Origin of the sequence: Pseudomonas gregormendelii (assembly GCF_017114825.1) — a bacterium.
Classification (GTDB): Bacteria; Pseudomonadota; Gammaproteobacteria; order Pseudomonadales; family Pseudomonadaceae; genus Aquipseudomonas; species Aquipseudomonas gregormendelii.
Genome location: NZ_JADEVO010000015.1, coordinates 1 through 19,416, shown reverse-complemented (window position 1 = coordinate 19,416; position 19,416 = coordinate 1). Strand labels below are relative to the sequence as shown.

The following is a 19,416-nucleotide window of genomic DNA, read 5'->3' as shown; positions in this document are numbered from 1 at the left end:
TCAGCCTTGTTTTTTGGTAACGGTTTCGACGATGTGCGACGGAGCCGTATTGTATTTTTTGAATTCCATAGAGTAGCTTGCGCGACCTTGGGACATGGAGCGAACGTCGGTTGCGTAACCGAACATCTCACCCAACGGAACCTCGGCACGAATAACTTTGCCGGAAACCGTATCTTCCATACCCAGGATCATGCCGCGACGACGGTTAAGGTCGCCCATCACGTCACCCATATAGTCTTCAGGTGTAACAACCTCTACCGCCATGATCGGCTCAAGCAGCTCACCACCGCCCTTCTGGGCCAGTTGCTTGGTCGCCATGGATGCAGCCACCTTAAACGCCATCTCGTTGGAGTCGACGTCGTGGTAGGAACCATCAAACACAGTAGCCTTCAGGCCGATCAGCGGATAGCCGGCAACAACGCCGTTCTTCATCTGCTCTTCGATGCCCTTCTGGATAGCCGGGATGTATTCCTTAGGAACCACACCACCCACTACTTCGTTCACGAATTGCAGACCTTCCTGACCTTCGTCAGCAGGAGCAAAACGGATCCAGCAGTGGCCGAACTGACCACGACCGCCGGACTGACGAACGAACTTGCCTTCGATTTCACAGTTCTTCGTGATGCGCTCACGATAGGAAACCTGAGGCTTACCGATGTTGGCTTCGACGTTGAACTCACGGCGCATCCGGTCAACCAGGATGTCCAGGTGCAACTCGCCCATGCCGGAGATGATCGTTTGACCAGTCTCTTCATCAGTCTTGACGCGGAAAGATGGATCTTCCTGAGCAAGCTTGCCCAGAGCGATACCCATTTTTTCCTGGTCATCCTTGGTCTTAGGCTCAACGGCAACCGAAATAACCGGCTCCGGGAAGTCCATGCGAACCAGGATGATTGGCTTGTCAGCGCTGCACAAGGTTTCGCCAGTGGTGACGTCCTTCATGCCGATCAAGGCCGCGATGTCACCAGCGCGTACTTCCTTGATTTCTTCACGGGCGTTTGCGTGCATTTGCACCATACGACCCACGCGCTCTTTCTTGCCCTTAACCGAGTTGATCACGCCGTCGCCGGATGCCAACACGCCCGAGTAAACACGGACGAAAGTCAAGGTACCCACGAATGGGTCGGTAGCGATTTTGAAAGCCAGAGCCGAGAACGGCTCGCTGTCATCTGCGTGACGTTCCATCTGCTTTTCCTCGTCATCAGGGTCAGTACCCTTGATGGCAGGAATATCAGTTGGAGCAGGCAGGTAATCGATAACGGCGTCGAGAACCAGGGGAACGCCCTTGTTCTTGAAGGAAGAACCGCAAACAGCCAGGACGATTTCGCCAGCGATAGTACGCTGACGCAGAGCGGCCTTGATTTCCGCGTTGGTGAGTTCTTCACCTTCGAGGTACTTGTTCATCAGCTCTTCGCTGGCTTCGGCCGCAGCCTCAACCATGTTGCCGCGCCACTCGTCAGCCAGTTCCTGCAGTTCAGCAGGGATAGGCTTACGAACTGGAACCATGCCTTTGTCAGCGTCGTTCCAGTAAACAGCTTCCATAGCCAACAGATCGATCTGGCCCTGGAAGTTGTCTTCGGAACCGATGGCCAATTGGATTGGCACCGGAGTGTGACCCAGACGCTGCTTGATCTGACCGATCACGCGCAGGAAGTTGGCACCAGCACGGTCCATCTTGTTTACGTAAACAAGACGTGGAACGCCGTACTTGTTGGCTTGACGCCATACGGTTTCCGACTGAGGCTCAACACCCGAGGTGCCGCAGAACACAACGACCGCGCCGTCGAGAACACGCAGGGAACGTTCAACTTCAATAGTGAAGTCTACGTGACCCGGGGTGTCGATGACGTTGAAGCGGTATTGGTCCTTGTGCTGCTTCTCGGAACCCTGCCAGAAGGCGGTAATGGCAGCAGAAGTAATGGTAATACCACGCTCCTGCTCCTGAACCATCCAGTCTGTGGTCGCGGCGCCGTCATGCACCTCGCCCATTTTGTGACTTTTGCCAGTGTAAAAAAGGACGCGCTCGGTGGTGGTGGTTTTACCAGCATCCACGTGAGCAACGATACCAATGTTACGGTAGCGATTAATCGGTGTTGTACGAGCCATAAAGCCCTCGCAAAATTAGTGACGCTAAAATTAGAAGCGGTAGTGCGAGAAAGCTTTGTTAGCTTCAGCCATACGGTGCACGTCTTCACGCTTCTTAACTGCAGCACCTTTACCTTCGGCAGCGTCCAACAGTTCGCCAGCCAAACGCAGAGCCATAGACTTCTCGCCGCGCTTACGGGCGAAGTCTACCAACCAGCGCATTGCCAGGGCGTTACGACGGGACGGACGAACTTCAACCGGAACCTGGTAAGTAGCACCGCCTACACGGCGCGACTTCACTTCGACCAGCGGAGCGATGGCGTCGAGAGCTTTCTCGAAGATTTCCAGGGGGTCGCTGTTCTTGCGTTCTTTAACCTTTTCCAGCGCGCCATAAACGATACGCTCGGCAACGGCTTTCTTGCCGCTTTCCATAACGTGGTTCATGAACTTGGCCAGGATTTGGCTTCCGTATTTTGGATCGTCAAGCACTTCGCGCTTGGCTGCTACGCGTCTTCTTGGCATGGATAAGCCCTCAAACGGTCTTCAGGTTCGCTCGGAATCGGTGCCCTTTCGGGACGCCTCCGACCTTACTCTTATCGACTCAGAAAAATAGAAAATCAGTTTTACAAAAAGCCGCTACTACTTAGGCTTCTTGGTACCGTACTTCGAACGACCCTGGTTACGACCTTTAACGCCGGAAGTATCCAGAGAGCCGCGTACGGTGTGGTAACGAACACCTGGCAAGTCTTTTACACGACCGCCGCGGATCAGTACCACGCTGTGCTCTTGCAGGTTGTGGCCTTCACCGCCGATGTACGAGGAAACCTCGAAACCGTTGGTCAGGCGCACACGGCATACTTTACGCAGTGCCGAGTTAGGTTTTTTCGGCGTGGTGGTATACACACGGGTGCATACGCCACGACGTTGCGGGCAGTTCTGCAGCGCAGGCACGTCGGATTTCTCGACGATACGCTTACGCGGCTGACGTACCAGCTGGTTGATAGTTGCCATCTACTAGCTCCACTGTTGTCTTGCGACGCTATTGTCTTGCAAGAAAAGCAAAATGGCAGGAACGAATTCCCGCCAAATTTAGGGGTACAAGAGTCTAAAGAGGATCTTGTCCCCAGTCAAGGCAAGGCCCCGACCTCCCCGCTCATCCAATCTCGACAATTTGTCTCGATTCGACGAACGGAGCGACCAGGGCCTCACACTCATTTATCGCAGAACTCAGTTACCGCTAGAGTTCAGCGCTTCGGTCAGTGCAGCTTCCACTTCACTGGCGCTTACGCGCAACGGCTTGTCAGCTTCACGACGACGCTTGCGCTCGCTGTGGTAAGCCAGGCCGGTACCCGCCGGGATCAGACGACCCACGACCACGTTTTCTTTCAGGCCGCGCAGGTAATCGCGCTTGCCGGTTACCGCCGCTTCGGTCAGTACACGAGTGGTTTCCTGGAAGGAAGCCGCCGAGATGAACGATTCGGTGGACAACGACGCCTTGGTGATACCCAGCAACACACGAGTGAACTTGGAAACGAATTTCTCGTCGCCAGCCAGACGCTCGTTCTCTACCAGAACGTGAGTCAACTCCATCTGGTCGCCCTTGATGAAAGTCGAGTCGCCGGATTCAGCGATTTCAACCTTACGCAGCATCTGACGCAGGATGGTCTCGATGTGCTTATCGTTGATCTTCACGCCTTGCAGACGATAAACGTCCTGGATCTCGTTCACGATGTACTTGGCCAGCGCACTCACACCCAGCAGACGCAGGATGTCGTGTGGATCGCTCGGGCCGTCGGAGATAACTTCGCCGCGGTTTACCTGTTCGCCTTCGAAGACGTTCAGGTGACGCCACTTCGGAATCAGCTCTTCGTACGGATCGGTACCGTCGTTCGGGGTAATGACCAGACGGCGTTTGCCTTTGGTCTCTTTACCGAACGCGATGGTGCCGCTGACTTCAGCCAGGATCGAGGCTTCTTTCGGACGACGTGCTTCGAACAAGTCGGCAACACGTGGCAGACCACCGGTGATGTCACGGGTCTTCGAAGTCTCTTGCGGGATACGAGCGATAACGTCACCGATCGCAATCTTCGCACCATCCGCCACACCGACCAGGGCGTTGGCTGGCAGGAAGTACTGAGCGATAACGTCAGTGCCTGGCAGCAACAAGTCCTTGCCGTTGTCATCAACCATCTTCACAGCAGGACGGATATCTTTACCGGCAGCTGGACGGTCTTTGGCGTCGAGTACTTCAATGTTGGTCATACCGGTCAATTCGTCAGTCTGACGCTTGATCGTGATGCCTTCTTCCATGCCCACGTAGGTCACGGTACCTTTCATTTCGGTAACGATTGGGTGAGTGTGCGGATCCCACTTGGCCACGATTGCGCCAGCGTCGACCTTGTCACCTTCTTTAACCGAAATCACGGCACCGTACGGCAGCTTGTAGCGCTCGCGCTCACGACCGAAGTCATCAGCGATTGCCAGCTCACCGGAACGGGACACAGCTACCAGGCAGCCATCCACTCGCTCAACGTGCTTCAGGTTGTGCAGACGGACGGTACCGCCATTCTTCACCTGAACGCTGTCAGCAGCGGAGGTCCGGCTTGCCGCACCACCGATGTGGAACGTACGCATGGTCAGCTGGGTACCCGGCTCACCGATGGACTGGGCAGCGATAACGCCGACCGCTTCACCGATGTTCACCTGGTGACCACGAGCCAGATCACGGCCGTAGCACTTGGCGCAAATGCCATAGCGGGTTTCGCAGCTGATCGGCGAACGCACGATCACTTCGTCGATGCTGTTCAGCTCGATGAACTCGACCCACTTCTCGTCTACCAGGGTGCCGGCAGGAACGATAACTTCCTCGGTACCTGGCTTGAATACGTCACGGGCAATGACACGACCCAATACGCGTTCACCCAACGGCTCAACAACGTCACCGCCTTCAATGTGCGGAGTCATTACCAGGCCATGTTCGGTGCCGCAATCGATCTCGGTCACAACCAGATCCTGCGCCACGTCTACCAGACGACGAGTCAGGTAACCGGAGTTCGCAGTTTTCAACGCGGTATCCGCCAAACCTTTACGAGCACCGTGAGTGGAGATGAAGTACTGAAGTACGCTCAAACCTTCACGGAAGTTCGCAGTAATCGGCGTTTCAATGATGGAACCATCCGGCTTGGCCATCAGGCCACGCATACCGGCGAGCTGACGGATCTGCGCAGCAGAACCCCGTGCACCCGAGTCGGCCATCATATACATCGAGTTGAAGGACTCTTGGTCGACTTCGACGCCATGACGGTCGATGACTTTCTCTTTCGAGAGGTTGGCCATCATCGCTTTGGAAACTTCGTCGTTCGCCTTGGACCAAAGGTCAATCACTTTGTTGTACTTCTCGCCCTGGGTTACCAGGCCGGAGGCGTACTGACTTTCGATCTCTTTCACTTCATCAGTAGCAGCATTGATGATGCGGGCTTTTTCATCCGGGATAACGAAGTCGTTAACACCGATGGAAACGCCGGAAATGGTCGAATAGGCAAAACCGGTGTACATCAACTGGTCAGCGAAGATCACGGTCTCTTTCAAACCAACCACGCGGTAGCACTGGTTGATCAGTTTGGAGATCGCTTTTTTCTTCATCGGCTGGTTGACGACATCGTACGACAGGCCAGGTGGAACAACCTGGAACAACAGCGCACGGCCGACAGTGGTGTCGACGATACGGGTGTTCTTGACGCTGCCGCCATCACGGTCGTTAACGGTTTCGTGGATCCGCACTTTGACCTTGGCGTGCAGTGCGGCTTCGCCGGCACGGAACACACGGTCAACTTCCTGCAGATCCGCGAACACACGACCTTCGCCCTTGGCGTTGATCGCTTCACGAGTCATGTAGTACAGACCCAATACAACGTCCTGCGACGGAACGATGATTGGCTCACCGTTGGCTGGCGACAGAATGTTGTTGGTCGACATCATCAACGCACGCGCTTCCAACTGGGCTTCCAGCGTCAGCGGTACGTGCACGGCCATTTGGTCGCCGTCGAAGTCGGCGTTGTACGCAGCACAGACCAGAGGGTGCAGCTGGATAGCCTTACCTTCGATCAGTACCGGTTCAAACGCCTGGATACCCAGACGGTGAAGGGTCGGTGCACGGTTGAGGAGAACCGGGTGTTCACGGATCACTTCAGCGAGAACGTCCCAAACCTCAGGCAGCTCGCGCTCGACCATCTTCTTGGCAGCTTTGATGGTGGTAGCGAGACCACGCATTTCCAGCTTGCCGAAAATGAACGGCTTGAACAGCTCGAGAGCCATTTTCTTCGGCAGACCGCACTGGTGCAGACGCAGGGTCGGACCTACGGTAATTACCGAACGACCGGAGTAGTCAACACGCTTACCGAGCAAGTTCTGACGGAAACGACCCTGCTTACCCTTGATCATGTCAGCCAGGGATTTCAGAGGACGCTTGTTCGAACCGGTGATAGCGCGGCCACGACGACCGTTGTCGAGCAGTGCATCGACAGCTTCCTGCAACATACGCTTTTCGTTGCGCACGATGATGTCCGGAGCGGACAGATCAAGCAGGCGCTTCAAACGGTTGTTACGGTTGATCACTCGACGATACAGATCGTTGAGGTCGGAAGTCGCGAAGCGACCGCCATCCAGCGGGACCAGTGGACGCAGATCTGGCGGCAGAACCGGCAGAACGGTCAGCACCATCCATTCTGGAAGGTTGCCGGAACCCTGGAAGGCTTCCATCAACTTCAGACGCTTGGACAGTTTCTTGATCTTGGTTTCGGAGTTGGTTTGCGGAATTTCTTCACGCAGGCGGCCAATCTCGTGCTCCAGGTCGATAGCGTGCAGCAGTTCACGGACAGCTTCGGCACCCATGCGGGCATCGAAATCGTCGCCGAACTCTTCCAGCGCTTCGAAGTACTGCTCGTCGTTGAGCAGCTGACCTTTTTCAAGGGTGGTCATGCCTGGATCGATAACGACATAGCTCTCGAAGTAGAGAACGCGTTCGATATCACGCAGGGTCATGTCCATCAGCAAACCGATACGCGACGGCAGCGATTTCAGGAACCAGATGTGGGCCACCGGGGACGCAAGCTCGATGTGCGCCATGCGCTCACGACGAACCTTGGCCAGCGCGACTTCAACGCCGCACTTCTCGCAGATCACACCGCGGTGCTTCAAGCGCTTGTACTTACCGCACAGGCACTCGTAATCCTTTACCGGGCCAAAGATCTTGGCGCAGAACAGGCCGTCACGTTCAGGTTTGAACGTACGGTAGTTGATGGTTTCCGGCTTTTTAACTTCACCGAACGACCACGAACGGATCATCTCAGGCGATGCCAATCCAATACGGATGGCGTCGAACTCTTCGACTTGACCCTGGTTTTTCAGCAAATTCAGTAGGTCTTTCAAGGCCTTTCCTCCTGGCGGAGCAGAGAGCGGGCAATCCTGCCCCGCTCTCGATTCGCGTCACGTGTTATTCGGTTTCCAGATCGATATCGATGCCGAGGGAACGAATTTCCTTGATCAACACGTTGAAGGACTCGGGCATGCCCGGCTCCATACGGTGATCGCCATCCACGATGTTTTTGTACATCTTGGTACGGCCGTTCACATCGTCCGACTTCACTGTGAGCATTTCTTGCAGAGTGTAAGCAGCACCGTATGCTTCCAGTGCCCAGACCTCCATCTCCCCGAAACGCTGACCACCGAACTGTGCCTTACCACCCAGCGGCTGCTGGGTAACCAGGCTGTACGAACCGGTAGAACGAGCGTGCATCTTGTCGTCTACCAAGTGGTTCAGCTTCAGCATGTACATGTAGCCAACAGTAACCGGGCGCTCGAACTTGTTGCCGGTACGGCCGTCGGTCAGCTGCATCTGGCCGCTTTCTGGCAGGTCTGCCAGTTTCAGCATGGCCTTGATTTCGCTTTCCTTGGCGCCGTCGAACACTGGAGTGGCCATTGGAACGCCGCCGCGCAGGTTCTTCGCCAGATCCAGGATTTCCTGGTCGGAGAAGCTGTCCAGGTCTTCGTTACGACCGCCGATCTGGTTGTAGATCTCGTCGAGGAAGGTGCGAAGTTCAGCAACTTTACGCTGCTCTTCGATCATCCGGTTGATCTTCTCGCCCAGACCTTTAGCCGCGAGGCCGAGGTGGGTTTCGAGGATCTGACCAACGTTCATACGCGAAGGTACGCCCAACGGGTTGAGGACAACGTCGACCGGGGTGCCATTGGCATCGTGCGGCATGTCTTCAACCGGCATGATCACGGAGACCACACCTTTGTTACCGTGACGACCGGCCATCTTGTCGCCCGGCTGAATGCGGCGACGGATTGCCAGGTAAACCTTGACGATTTTCAGCACGCCTGGAGCCAGGTCATCGCCCTGCTGCAGTTTGCGCTTCTTGTCTTCGAACTTGTCGTCCAGCAGACGGCGACGATCAACGATGTAGGCCTGAGCCTTCTCGAGCTGCTCGTTCAGAGCATCTTCAGCCATGCGCAGTTTGAACCACTGACCATGCTCAAGACCGTCGAGTACTTCGTCGGTGATGTCCTGACCTTTCTTCAGACCAGCGCCGCCTTCAGCCTTGTGGCCTACCAGGGCGGAGCGCAGACGTTCGAAAGTCGCGCCTTCAACGATACGGAACTCTTCGTTCAGATCCTTGCGGATCTCGTCGAGCTGAGTCTTCTCAATGGACAGTGCACGAGCATCACGCTCAACGCCGTCACGAGTGAAGACCTGTACGTCGATGACGGTACCCTTGGTGCCGGTAGGCACACGCAGGGAGGTGTCTTTAACGTCGCTGGCTTTTTCACCGAAGATCGCACGCAGCAGTTTTTCTTCCGGGGTCAGTTGGGTCTCGCCTTTCGGAGTGACCTTACCTACCAGAATGTCGCCTGCGCCTACTTCAGCACCTACGTAAACGATACCGGCTTCGTCCAGCTTGTTCAGTGCAGCTTCACCCACGTTCGGGATGTCTGCAGTGATTTCCTCTGGCCCAAGCTTGGTGTCACGTGCCACACAGGTCAGTTCCTGAATGTGGATCGTGGTGAAGCGGTCTTCCTGAACAACACGCTCGGACAGGCAGATGGAGTCTTCGAAGTTGTAACCGTTCCAGGCCATGAACGCGATGCGCATGTTCTGACCCAGCGCCAGTTCACCCATGTCGGTGGACGGACCGTCAGCCATGATGTCGCTGCGCTGAACCCGATCACCCTTACGTACCAGCGGACGCTGGTTGATGCAGGTGTTCTGGTTGGAGCGGGTGTATTTGGTCAGGTTGTAGATGTCGACACCAGCTTCGCCGGTTTCAACTTCGTCATCAGCAACACGAACCACGATACGGCTGGCATCAACGGAGTCGATCACGCCGCCACGACGAGCCACGACGCAAACGCCGGAGTCACGGGCTACGTTACGCTCCATGCCGGTACCGACCAGCGGCTTGTCAGCGCGCAGGGTTGGTACAGCTTGACGCTGCATGTTCGAACCCATCAACGCACGGTTGGCGTCATCGTGCTCGAGGAACGGGATCAGCGACGCTGCAACCGAAACTACCTGCTTCGGCGAAACGTCCATCAAGGTGACGTCTTCCGGCGCCTTGACGGTGAACTCGTTCAAGTGACGAACAGCTACCAATTCGTCGACCAGCATTTTCTTGTCGTTCATCGTGGCCGAAGCCTGAGCGATCACGTGATCAGCTTCTTCGATGGCGGACAGGAACACGATCTCGTCAGTGACCAGAGCGTCTTTCACCACACGGTACGGGCTTTCGAGGAAGCCGTACTGGTTGGTGCGCGCATAGGCGGCCAGGGAGTTGATCAGACCGATGTTCGGACCTTCCGGCGTTTCAATCGGGCATACACGACCGTAGTGAGTCGGGTGTACGTCACGAACTTCAAAGCCGGCACGCTCACGAGTCAGACCGCCAGGGCCGAGTGCAGACACACGACGCTTGTGGGTAATCTCGGACAGCGGGTTGTTCTGGTCCATGAACTGGGACAGCTGGCTGGAACCGAAGAACTCTTTCACCGCCGCAGCCACAGGCTTGGCGTTGATCAGGTCTTGCGGCATCAGGCCTTCGCTTTCAGCCATCGACAGACGCTCTTTGACCGCACGCTCAACACGTACCAGGCCAACGCGGAACTGGTTCTCGGCCATTTCGCCAACGCAGCGAACACGACGGTTACCCAGGTGGTCGATGTCATCGACGATGCCTTTACCGTTACGGATGTCGACCAGAGTCTTCAGAACCGCGACGATATCTTCCTTGCACAACACGCCCGAACCTTCGATCTCGGTACGACCGATACGACGGTTGAACTTCATCCGGCCGACCGCAGACAGGTCATAGCGCTCAGGGCTGAAGAACAGGTTGTTGAACAGGGTCTCGGCAGCATCCTTGGTTGGCGGCTCGCCTGGACGCATCATGCGATAGATCTCGACCAGCGCTTCCAATTGGTTGCTGGTGGAGTCGATCTTCAGGGTGTCGGAGACGAACGGACCGCAGTCGATATCGTTGGTGTACAGAGTTTCGATGCGAACAACCTGGGCCTTGGCAATTTTTGCCAGGATCTCGGTGTTCAACTCGGTGTTGCACTCTGCCAGGATTTCGCCGGTTGCCGGATGCACGATGGCCTTGGCGGTAGTGCGACCCAGGACGTAGTCCAGAGGCACTTCCAGGGTCTTGAGACCGGCTTTTTCGATCTGGTTGATGTGGCGCGCAGTAATACGGCGACCCGCTTCAACGATGACCTTGCCCTTCTCGTCCTGAATATCAAGAACAGCGATTTCACCACGCAGACGCGAAGCAATCAGTTCCAGACTGAGGGTTTCGCCGCTCAGGTGGAAAACGTTGGTGGTGTAGAACGCGTCGAGCACTTCTTCAGTGGTATAGCCGAGCGCGCGCAGCAGTACCGATGCAGGCAGCTTGCGACGACGGTCGATACGCACGAATACGCAGTCTTTCGGGTCGAACTCGAAGTCCAGCCACGAACCGCGGTAAGGAATGATGCGCGCGGAGTACAGCAGTTTGCCGGAGCTATGCGTCTTGCCGCGGTCGTGGTCGAAGAACACGCCCGGGGAACGGTGCAGCTGGGAAACGATTACACGCTCGGTACCGTTGATTACGAAGGTACCGTTTTCAGTCATCAGGGGGATTTCACCCATGTAGACTTCTTGCTCTTTGATGTCCTTGATCGCTTTGTTCGACGATTCTTTGTCGAAAATGATCAGGCGCACTTTTACCCGCAAAGGTACGGCGTAAGTCACACCGCGCAATACGCATTCTTTGACATCAAATGCCGGTTCGCCCAGGCGATAACCGACGTACTCCAGCGCAGCATTGCCGGAGTAGCTGATGATCGGGAAAACGGATTTGAAGGCCGCATGCAGGCCCACGTCGCGGAACTGATCTTTAGTCGCTCCCGCCTGCAAGAATTCACGATACGAATCCAGCTGGATTGCCAGGAGATACGGCACATCCATGACGTCCGGCAACTTGCTAAAGTCCTTGCGGATACGTTTTTTCTCAGTATATGAGTAAGCCATCAGCGTTCCCCAGCTTGGTCACCTGCTTGTTTGGCCCCTCCCGACGGGAGCAGCCAGAAAATCGTGCAAACCCCATGGTTTGCGCCACCGCATCGGGTGGTTACAGCTCGTTACCAGCACCGACCCAGTCGGTTGCCAATAACGGAAAAAGGCCGGTGGCAAGAGCCACCAGCCATCAGCCTTTCGCTTAACGCTCGGGCTGGAGACGCAAGGTCGATGCTTACTTCAGCTCGACTTTAGCGCCTGCTTCTTCCAGAGTGGCTTTAGCTTTGTCAGCTGCATCTTTCGATACGGCTTCCAGAACAACGCCAGGAGCGCCGTCAACTACTGCCTTGGCTTCTTTCAGGCCCAGACCGGTCAGTTCACGTACTGCCTTGATCACGTTAACTTTCTTCTCGCCAGCTTCCAGCAGCATGACGTTGAATTCAGTTTGTTCTTCAACAACGGCAGCAACAGCAGCTGGACCAGCGGAAGCAGCGGCAGCGGAAACGCCGAACTTCTCTTCCATGGCCTTGATCAGCTCAACGATTTCCAGAACGGATTTTTCGCCGATTGCTTCGATGATTTGGTCGTTAGTCAGAGACATGACTATAAATTCCTGTATTGGGGTGACAGCCTACGCGGCCATCGAAATAAACAATAAACGCTGAAAGGAGTCGCTTAGCCTTAGGCTGCAGCTGCTTCTTTCTGGTCGCGAAGTGCCGCCAGAGTACGAGCCAATTTGCTGGTTGCGCCTTGAATCACGCTCATCAGCTGAGAAATTGCTTCGTCACGGGTCGGCAGGCTTGCCAGTACGTCGATCTGATTAGCTGCGAGGAACTTGCCCTCGAACGCAGCTGCCTTGATCTCGAACTTATCCTGACCTTTTGCGAATTCCTTGAAAATACGAGCAGCAGCGCCCGGATGATCTTTGGAGAATGCAATCAAGGTCGGGCCAGTGAACACGTCGTTGAGCACGTCATATGGAGTGCCAGCAACGGCGCGCTTGAGCAGGGTGTTACGTACAACACGTACGTAAACGCCAGCTTCACGAGCCTCTTTACGGAGTCCGGTCATAGCGCCAACTGTCACGCCGCGGGCATCAGCCACAACAGCAGACAGGGCAACTTGGGCAGCCTCGTTGACTTCAGCGACGATGGCCTTCTTGTCTTCGAGTTTAATTGCCACGGGTTTAACTCCTGCTTGTTACCGTTTCATCCAACCGAGGCCGGATGTCGTTTTGGTGTCTGATTCGGTAAGGAACCGGGAGCACCATCTGCGTAGGCTTGAGGTTTAAGACTTGCGTCGCCTACGGTCTTGGATAGCCCCCGCCAGGCAGGGACCCCAATCTTTCAATTGGCGCAATCACTTGCGCCAACCTGTGTCTTACGCGTCGAGCGAGCCTTGGTCGATGACCAGACCTGGGCCCATAGTGGTGCTCAGGGTAACGCGCTTGACGTAAATGCCTTTCGAGGAAGCTGGCTTGATACGCTTCAGATCAGCGATCAGGGCTTCAACGTTTTCCTTCAGCTTGACGGCGTCGAAGCCGACTTTGCCAACGGAAGTGTGGATGATGCCGTTTTTGTCGGTGCGATAACGAACCTGACCAGCCTTGGCGTTTTTAACCGCGGTAGCTACGTCTGGTGTTACGGTGCCGACTTTAGGGTTAGGCATCAGGCCACGTGGACCGAGGATCTGACCCAACTGACCAACAACGCGCATTGCATCCGGGGATGCGATAACAACGTCATAGTTCAGGTCGCCACCTTTCATTTCGGCAGCCAGGTCGTCCATACCTACACGGTCAGCGCCGGCAGCCAGAGCGGCCTCAGCAGCTGGACCCTGGGTGAACACAGCTACGCGAACGGTCTTGCCAGTACCGTGCGGCAGCACAGTAGCGCTACGAACGACCTGGTCGGATTTACGCGGGTCAACGCCCAGGTTCACAGCAACGTCGAACGACTCGCTGAACTTGACAGTCGACAGCTCAGCCAGCAGAGCAGCAGCGTCTACAAAGTTGTAGGACTTGCCTGCTTCGATTTTGCCGGCGATAGCCTTTTGACGCTTGGTCAACTTAGCCATTACACACCCTCCACGTTAAGGCCCATGCTACGAGCAGAACCGGCGATAGTGCGCACGGCCGCATCCATATCAGCTGCAGTCAGATCCGCGTTTTTGGTTTTCGCGATTTCTTCCAGCTGAGCACGAGTCACGGTGCCAACCTTAACGGTGTTCGGACGAGCGGAACCGCTAGTCAGACCAGCCGCCTTCTTCAGCAGAACCGAAGCAGGAGTGGATTTGGTTTCGAAAGTGAAGCTACGGTCGCTGTAGACAGTGATGATCACTGGAGTCGGCAGGCCTGGCTCAATACCCTGGGTACGGGCGTTGAAAGCTTTGCAGAATTCCATGATGTTCACGCCGTGCTGACCCAGTGCAGGACCAACAGGTGGGCTTGGGTTAGCCTGAGCGGCCTTCACTTGCAGCTTGATGTAAGCGGTAATCTTCTTGGCCATGAGGCACTCCAATTACGGGTTCAAACGCCTCGAAAGGCTCCCCGGTTACTTGCGCGTTTATCCCAGTGACGACAAAACCCCACAGCCTAAGGCTGCGGGGTTGGGATGCTTGCCCAGCTAGACCTTTTCGACCTGGCTGAACTCTAGCTCTACCGGAGTAGAGCGACCGAAAATGAGCACTGCCACTTGGATCCGGCTCTTTTCGTAGTTAACTTCTTCGACCGTGCCAGTAAAATCAGCAAACGGCCCGTCGTTGACCCGTACCGACTCGCCTGGCTCGAACAACGTCTTCGGCTTCGGCTTGTCGCTACCATCAGCAACGCGACGCAGAATCGCTTCTGCCTCTTTATCGGTGATCGGCGCAGGTTTATCAGCAGTACCGCCGATGAAACCCATCACCCGAGGAGTATCCTTGACCAAGTGCCAAGTACCCTCGTTCATGTCCATCTGGACCAGCACATAACCTGGGAAGAACTTGCGCTCGCTTTTGCGTTTCTGGCCATTACGCATTTCAACCACTTCTTCAGTGGGAACCAGAATTTCGCCGAAGCCATCTTCCATGCCAGCCAGCTTTACACGCTCTACCAACGAGCGCATGACATGCTTCTCGTAACCGGAGTAAGCATGCACAACGTACCAACGCTTAGCCACGGGACACCCTTAGCCGACAATCAAGGAAACAAGCCAGCCGAGCAGGGAATCAAGACCCCACAACAGCAACGCCATAACCAGAACAACAGCCACTACGATCAACGTGGTCTGCGTGGTTTCTTGGCGAGTTGGCCATACGACTTTACGAATCTCAGTGCGAGCTTCCTTTACCAGTACAAAGAAAGACTTGCCCTTAGCTGTCTGCAGGCCTACAAAGGCAGCTACAGCAGCAATGGCAAGCAGTGCCAGTACGCGGTACAGGATCGGCGAAGCAGAGTAATACTGATTGCCAACAACGCCAACAACCACCAAAGCGGCTACTACTAGCCACTTGAGCAGATCGAAGCGAGAGCCTTGAGCTTCAGCTTTAGGAGTCATCTATGAAGATCCTGTGAAAAGAAAGCCAAACCCACCAAGTGAATCTGGCAGGTCAGGAGGGAATCGAACCCCCAACCTACGGTTTTGGAGACCGTCGCTCTGCCAATTGAGCTACTGACCTAAAACAAAATCAGGCCGACCATTATGCCGGCCTGAAAAAGACATTACAACAACTTACTCGATGACTTTTGCCACGACACCCGCGCCGACGGTACGACCGCCCTCACGAATAGCGAAACGCAGACCATCTTCCATCGCGATGGTTTTGATCAGGGTAACGGTCATCTGAACGTTATCACCCGGCATAACCATCTCAACTCCTTCTGGCAGCTCGCAGTTACCAGTCACATCAGTCGTACGGAAGTAGAACTGTGGACGGTAGCCTTTGAAGAACGGCGTATGACGGCCACCTTCTTCCTTGCTCAGAACATAAACTTCAGCTGTGAACTTGGTATGCGGCTTGACGGTGCCGGGCTTGACCAGTACCTGGCCACGCTCAACATCATCACGCTTGGTACCACGCAGCAATACGCCGCAGTTCTCACCTGCACGACCTTCGTCGAGCAGCTTGCGAAACATCTCTACACCAGTGCACGTAGTCTTGACCGTGTCACGCAGACCAACGATCTCAACTTCTTCCTGGATGCGAACAATGCCACGCTCAACACGGCCAGTCACAACAGTACCGCGACCGGAGATCGAGAACACGTCCTCGATCGGCATCAGGAACGGCTTATCAATAGCACGCTCAGGCTGCGGAATGTAGCTATCCAGAGTCTCGACCAGCTTCTTGACGGCAGTGGTGCCCATCTCGTTGTCGTCTTGACCATTCAACGCCATCAGCGCCGAACCAATGATGATTGGAGTGTCATCACCTGGGAAATCGTAGGTGCTCAACAGGTCTCGCACTTCCATTTCAACCAACTCAAGCAGCTCCGCGTCATCTACCATGTCAGCCTTGTTCAGGAAGACAACGATGTACGGAACGCCTACCTGGCGCGACAGGAGAATGTGCTCACGGGTTTGCGGCATCGGACCATCAGCGGCCGAGCAAACCAGAATCGCACCATCCATCTGTGCAGCACCGGTAATCATGTTTTTTACGTAGTCGGCGTGACCAGGGCAGTCAACGTGTGCGTAGTGACGCACGGCCGAATCGTACTCAACGTGAGCGGTGTTGATGGTAATACCACGAGCTTTTTCTTCTGGGGCGCTATCGATCTTGTCGAAGTCAACCTTTGCCGAACCGAACACTTCGGAGCAGACGCGGGTCAGGGCTGCAGTCAGAGTAGTTTTGCCGTGATCGACGTGACCAATGGTGCCTACGTTGACGTGCGGCTTATTACGTTCGAACTTTTCCTTAGCCATCGAAATCACCCTCAGGAGAAGAATGTTACAAGTGAAACAAGCCATTAAAACAAAGGCAGATATTTTCATATCTGCCTTGTTATATGGAGCTCTTGAGCGGATTTGAACCGCTGACCTCACCCTTACCAAGGGTGTGCTCTACCAACTGAGCTACAAGAGCGTAACACTGTGCAAGATCTGCAAACGTGGAGCGGGTAGCGGGAATCGAACCCGCATCATCAGCTTGGAAGGCTGAGGTTCTACCACTAAACTATACCCGCGAGCTTGCAACTCTCGCTAAAAATGGTGGAGGGGGAAGGATTCGAACCTTCGAAGTCGTAGACGTCAGATTTACAGTCTGATCCCTTTGGCCGCTCGGGAACCCCTCCTAAGCGAGCCGGCATTCTATATCATGCCAGCCTTCTGTCAAGCATTTTCTCATTAAAAACCTGAGGTTAGCTGCGTTGACCTCGTTCCGCTGCGTTGACCTTTAAAGGTCTTCACTGCGAAGCGGGCGCCATTCTATGCAAACTAATCCGCCTGTGCAACCCCCTCGCACGGCATTATTTTATGTTTTAACTCATTGAATTCTCTGGAAAGGTTTTGCAACTGCACATCATCCAGCCAGCGTCGGCTTTCAGGTGCGATCCGCACCCAGTAACCAGGCGCATCCGGGAGGTCGCGCGGCAAGGCCTGGAACTTGATCTCCATGCCAGTCAATCTTCGCTCGACGGCCTGAGCCACGTCCTGCCGCGAATAGCCGCCTACATACAGGCACCCGCTATCAGGCTGAACAGCCTTGGCCTTGTCCCGCGCGGCATCGGTGGATTCGCTCAGCAGGCGAATATCCTGCTGCGAACCACGATACAGGCTCAAAGGCGTCACATCCTTGGCGCGCAAGGGGGCTTCTTGTTGATGCCAGATGTAATAGAAAACATTGAGCACTAGCAGTAGCAGGAACAACCAACGCATAAATACCTCAACTCAAAGGGCACGCCATCGCCAGGCCCACAAACACCAGATCTGGAACCACGCGGGCTTCAGGGACGACGCCCGAGACAAGACTTGCGTCCCCACCCGTGAGAAAAACCACAAAGTCTTCACCCCAGTAACTGCGCGCCATCTCCAATTGCGTAAGCACGAATCCCCTGAGCATCAACGAGCAGCCGCGCTCTACCGCTTCGACGGTGGTGCGACCAGGAGCAAGGCTTTCCAGCGCGCGCTCGGCTGCGATGTCGCCATACCGTATCTTGCGCGTGTGGGTGCGCAGCTGATTGCGCATCAAGGGCATCCCCGGACAGATGAAGCCACCGAGATGCTCGCCGTCGCTGTCTATAAAGTCAGCGGTAACGGCTGTACCGAAGTCGAGCACAAGACACGAGCCCGACGCCAGATGGAATCCACCCAGCATCGCCAGCCAACGGTCGAGCCCCAAGCGCTCGTATTCTTCATAGCCGTTACGAACACCGGACATTTCGCGAGAGGGCGCAGCGCAGGCAACTGACACGCCATAAGCACTCTTGAGCAAGGCGGTCAATGCACCGGTTTCTTCGGTGGTCCTGACGCTTACCAGCCGGCAATAGGTCAATGACAGGCTCACGATGGCATTCAGGCTCTCGAGCAACGCCAGATCCGAGTCAACGACCCCCTCTCCGACCGTCATACCGCCGCCCACACCCAGCACGCGCCATTTGATAAAACTGTTTCCGCAGTCGAGCTCAAGAATCATCACGCAACCTCAGGCTGAGCTCACCACCGCTAAAGACTTTTTCCACACCACCCACCTTCAAGCGCAAAGCACCTTGTTTATCGATACCCAGCACTTCGCCATCTATCTGGTTGACCCCGGCAATCAGCGATACGGCGCGCCCCTGCCACAGATGATTCTGCTCCCACTCCGACTGGATGGCAGCAAACCCATCGGTCTGATGACGGTGCAAATAACCCTGCAGCTTCAAACCCAGGGCTGCGACGAGATGGTTGCGATCGAACACCTTGCCGGTCTCGAGACGCATCGACGTCCATTGCTGATCAACCTCATCAGTCATCTGCATGTTTACATTGATTCCAACGCCTAGCACTACGTGGCATACGTCAGCGGGATCGCCCACCAGCTCCAGAAGTATGCCGGCGATTTTTTTCTGCCCGACCAATACGTCGTTTGGCCATTTAAGACCTGCAGCCGAAACTCCGAGCTCACGCAGGGCCTGCATCACTGCCAGGCCTACAACCAGACTGAGTCCTTCCAGCTGCCGCATTCCACCGTCGATGCGCAACACAAGGCTGTAATAGACGTTTTCGGCAAAAGGGCTGACCCACTTGCGTCCGCGACGCCCTCGCCCGGCCGTCTGCCGTTCGGCAACCACCAGGAATGGTGCGGCCTGGCCACGCTCGATCGCGCGCAAGGCCTCGGCATTTGTCGAGTCTATGGAGTCAAAGACCAGGGTGGGCCATTCGCAGGAAGGAGCCGCCTCGCGGATGCTGACAGGGTCGAGCAGCGTCAATGGCGCAGCCAGTTGATAACCGCGACCGCGCACTTTGTGGATGGATAAGCCCAACTCAGCTTCCAGGAGCTGGAGCTGTTTCCAAACCGCACTACGACTGACACCCAGGGCGATGCCAAGGGCCTGGCCAGAATGGAACCGGCCATCCTTAAGAAGCTTCAACAACGTCAGCATGCAAGTCTCGCCTCACAATGAGGCCCGCATGATAGCCATGCACCGAGCGATTGCATAGAAACACGAAGGCCTGAACTTTCCTGCGGACAAAAACAAAACCCCTACCTGCATACGCAGATAGGGGTTTCGGAATTTAATCTTGACGATGACCTACTCTCACATGGGGAAACCCCACACTACCATCGGCGATGCATCGTTTCACTGCTGAGTTCGGGATGGG

15 protein-coding genes, 4 tRNA genes and 1 rRNA gene are annotated in these 19,416 nt (G+C 55.4%); all 20 read right to left on the bottom strand.

What is annotated here, in order from left to right; all coding sequences use genetic code 11:
* Window positions 1-2,106 carry an elongation factor G gene (gene fusA / locus IMW75_RS12385; protein WP_122838844.1) on the bottom strand — a complete coding sequence of 702 codons (2,106 nt, stop codon included), beginning with the start codon at window positions 2,104-2,106 and terminating at the stop codon, window positions 1-3.
* Window positions 2,107-2,136: 30 nt separating this feature from the next.
* On the bottom strand, window positions 2,137-2,607 hold the full coding sequence (rpsG, locus tag IMW75_RS12380; RefSeq protein ID WP_002555493.1) for a 30S ribosomal protein S7: 471 nt from the start codon (window positions 2,605-2,607) through the stop codon (window positions 2,137-2,139).
* Between the two features lie 117 nt (window positions 2,608-2,724).
* Window positions 2,725-3,096, bottom strand: coding sequence for a 30S ribosomal protein S12 (rpsL, locus tag IMW75_RS12375; RefSeq protein ID WP_002555494.1), 372 nt, complete (start codon window positions 3,094-3,096; stop codon window positions 2,725-2,727).
* A 216-nt stretch (window positions 3,097-3,312) separates the two neighbouring features.
* Window positions 3,313-7,512 (bottom strand): DNA-directed RNA polymerase subunit beta', encoded by a 4,200-nt coding sequence (rpoC, locus tag IMW75_RS12370; protein WP_045057464.1) that lies wholly within the window; start codon window positions 7,510-7,512, stop codon window positions 3,313-3,315.
* A gap of 64 nt (window positions 7,513-7,576) precedes the next feature.
* A complete protein-coding gene (gene rpoB / locus IMW75_RS12365; protein WP_045057463.1) occupies window positions 7,577-11,650 on the bottom strand; it encodes a DNA-directed RNA polymerase subunit beta in 4,074 nt (1,357 codons plus the stop codon).
* A 220-nt stretch (window positions 11,651-11,870) separates the two neighbouring features.
* A complete protein-coding gene (rplL, locus tag IMW75_RS12360; RefSeq protein WP_008145490.1) occupies window positions 11,871-12,236 on the bottom strand; it encodes a 50S ribosomal protein L7/L12 in 366 nt (121 codons plus the stop codon).
* 80 nt (window positions 12,237-12,316) lie between these two features.
* Entirely contained in the window at window positions 12,317-12,817 is a 501-nt protein-coding gene (rplJ, locus tag IMW75_RS12355) for a 50S ribosomal protein L10 (RefSeq protein WP_045057462.1), read from the bottom strand.
* A gap of 198 nt (window positions 12,818-13,015) precedes the next feature.
* Window positions 13,016-13,711 (bottom strand): 50S ribosomal protein L1, encoded by a 696-nt coding sequence (gene rplA / locus IMW75_RS12350; protein WP_007896626.1) that lies wholly within the window; start codon window positions 13,709-13,711, stop codon window positions 13,016-13,018.
* Window positions 13,711-14,142 (bottom strand): 50S ribosomal protein L11, encoded by a 432-nt coding sequence (gene rplK, locus IMW75_RS12345; RefSeq protein WP_003210097.1) that lies wholly within the window; start codon window positions 14,140-14,142, stop codon window positions 13,711-13,713. Before rplK ends, rplA begins: the two co-directional genes overlap by 1 nt.
* A 117-nt stretch (window positions 14,143-14,259) precedes the next feature.
* The gene (gene nusG / locus IMW75_RS12340; protein ID WP_007896622.1) at window positions 14,260-14,793 is read right to left on the bottom strand and encodes a transcription termination/antitermination protein NusG; all 534 of its coding nucleotides are present in this window, start codon (window positions 14,791-14,793) and stop codon (window positions 14,260-14,262) included.
* Between the two features lie 9 nt (window positions 14,794-14,802).
* Window positions 14,803-15,171 (bottom strand): preprotein translocase subunit SecE, encoded by a 369-nt coding sequence (secE, locus tag IMW75_RS12335; RefSeq protein WP_095147411.1) that lies wholly within the window; start codon window positions 15,169-15,171, stop codon window positions 14,803-14,805.
* Window positions 15,172-15,216: 45 nt separating this feature from the next.
* Window positions 15,217-15,292: transfer RNA gene (locus IMW75_RS12330), tRNA-Trp, on the bottom strand.
* A 53-nt stretch (window positions 15,293-15,345) separates the two neighbouring features.
* Entirely contained in the window at window positions 15,346-16,539 is a 1,194-nt protein-coding gene (gene tuf, locus IMW75_RS12325; protein WP_007896619.1) for an elongation factor Tu, read from the bottom strand.
* Between the two features lie 84 nt (window positions 16,540-16,623).
* Window positions 16,624-16,699: transfer RNA gene (locus tag IMW75_RS12320), tRNA-Thr, on the bottom strand.
* 26 nt (window positions 16,700-16,725) lie between these two features.
* A tRNA-Gly gene (locus tag IMW75_RS12315) sits at window positions 16,726-16,799 on the bottom strand.
* A gap of 23 nt (window positions 16,800-16,822) precedes the next feature.
* Window positions 16,823-16,907: transfer RNA gene (locus IMW75_RS12310), tRNA-Tyr, on the bottom strand.
* Between the two features lie 142 nt (window positions 16,908-17,049).
* Window positions 17,050-17,490, bottom strand: a complete 441-nt coding sequence (locus IMW75_RS12305; protein WP_045057461.1) for a hypothetical protein — start codon at window positions 17,488-17,490, stop codon at window positions 17,050-17,052.
* A gap of 7 nt (window positions 17,491-17,497) precedes the next feature.
* Window positions 17,498-18,247, bottom strand: coding sequence for a pantothenate kinase (locus tag IMW75_RS12300; RefSeq protein WP_045057460.1), 750 nt, complete (start codon window positions 18,245-18,247; stop codon window positions 17,498-17,500).
* The gene (birA, locus tag IMW75_RS12295; protein WP_045057459.1) at window positions 18,237-19,196 is read right to left on the bottom strand and encodes a bifunctional biotin--[acetyl-CoA-carboxylase] ligase/biotin operon repressor BirA; all 960 of its coding nucleotides are present in this window, start codon (window positions 19,194-19,196) and stop codon (window positions 18,237-18,239) included. The genes IMW75_RS12300 and birA overlap by 11 nt, the downstream gene beginning before the upstream one ends.
* A gap of 137 nt (window positions 19,197-19,333) precedes the next feature.
* Window positions 19,334-19,416, bottom strand: a 5S ribosomal RNA gene (gene rrf, locus IMW75_RS27515); the annotation flags it as partial.

What these genes read in the sequence shown, in the direction of transcription:
- fusA (WP_122838844.1), bottom strand. Translation starts at nt 2,106, where the DNA reads ATGGCTCGTACAACACCGATTAATCGCTACCGTAACATTGGTATCGTT.
- rpsG (WP_002555493.1), bottom strand. Translation starts at nt 2,607, where the DNA reads ATGCCAAGAAGACGCGTAGCAGCCAAGCGCGAAGTGCTTGACGATCCA.
- rpsL (WP_002555494.1), bottom strand. Translation starts at nt 3,096, where the DNA reads ATGGCAACTATCAACCAGCTGGTACGTCAGCCGCGTAAGCGTATCGTC.
- rpoB (WP_045057463.1), bottom strand. Translation starts at nt 11,650, where the DNA reads ATGGCTTACTCATATACTGAGAAAAAACGTATCCGCAAGGACTTTAGC.
- rplL (WP_008145490.1), bottom strand. Translation starts at nt 12,236, where the DNA reads ATGTCTCTGACTAACGACCAAATCATCGAAGCAATCGGCGAAAAATCC.
- rplA (WP_007896626.1), bottom strand. Translation starts at nt 13,711, where the DNA reads ATGGCTAAGTTGACCAAGCGTCAAAAGGCTATCGCCGGCAAAATCGAA.
- rplK (WP_003210097.1), bottom strand. Translation starts at nt 14,142, where the DNA reads ATGGCCAAGAAGATTACCGCTTACATCAAGCTGCAAGTGAAGGCCGCT.
- secE (WP_095147411.1), bottom strand. Translation starts at nt 15,171, where the DNA reads ATGACTCCTAAAGCTGAAGCTCAAGGCTCTCGCTTCGATCTGCTCAAG.
- tuf (WP_007896619.1), bottom strand. Translation starts at nt 16,539, where the DNA reads ATGGCTAAGGAAAAGTTCGAACGTAATAAGCCGCACGTCAACGTAGGC.
- IMW75_RS12305 (WP_045057461.1), bottom strand. Translation starts at nt 17,490, where the DNA reads ATGCGTTGGTTGTTCCTGCTACTGCTAGTGCTCAATGTTTTCTATTAC.
- IMW75_RS12300 (WP_045057460.1), bottom strand. Translation starts at nt 18,247, where the DNA reads ATGATTCTTGAGCTCGACTGCGGAAACAGTTTTATCAAATGGCGCGTG.
- birA (WP_045057459.1), bottom strand. Translation starts at nt 19,196, where the DNA reads ATGCTGACGTTGTTGAAGCTTCTTAAGGATGGCCGGTTCCATTCTGGC.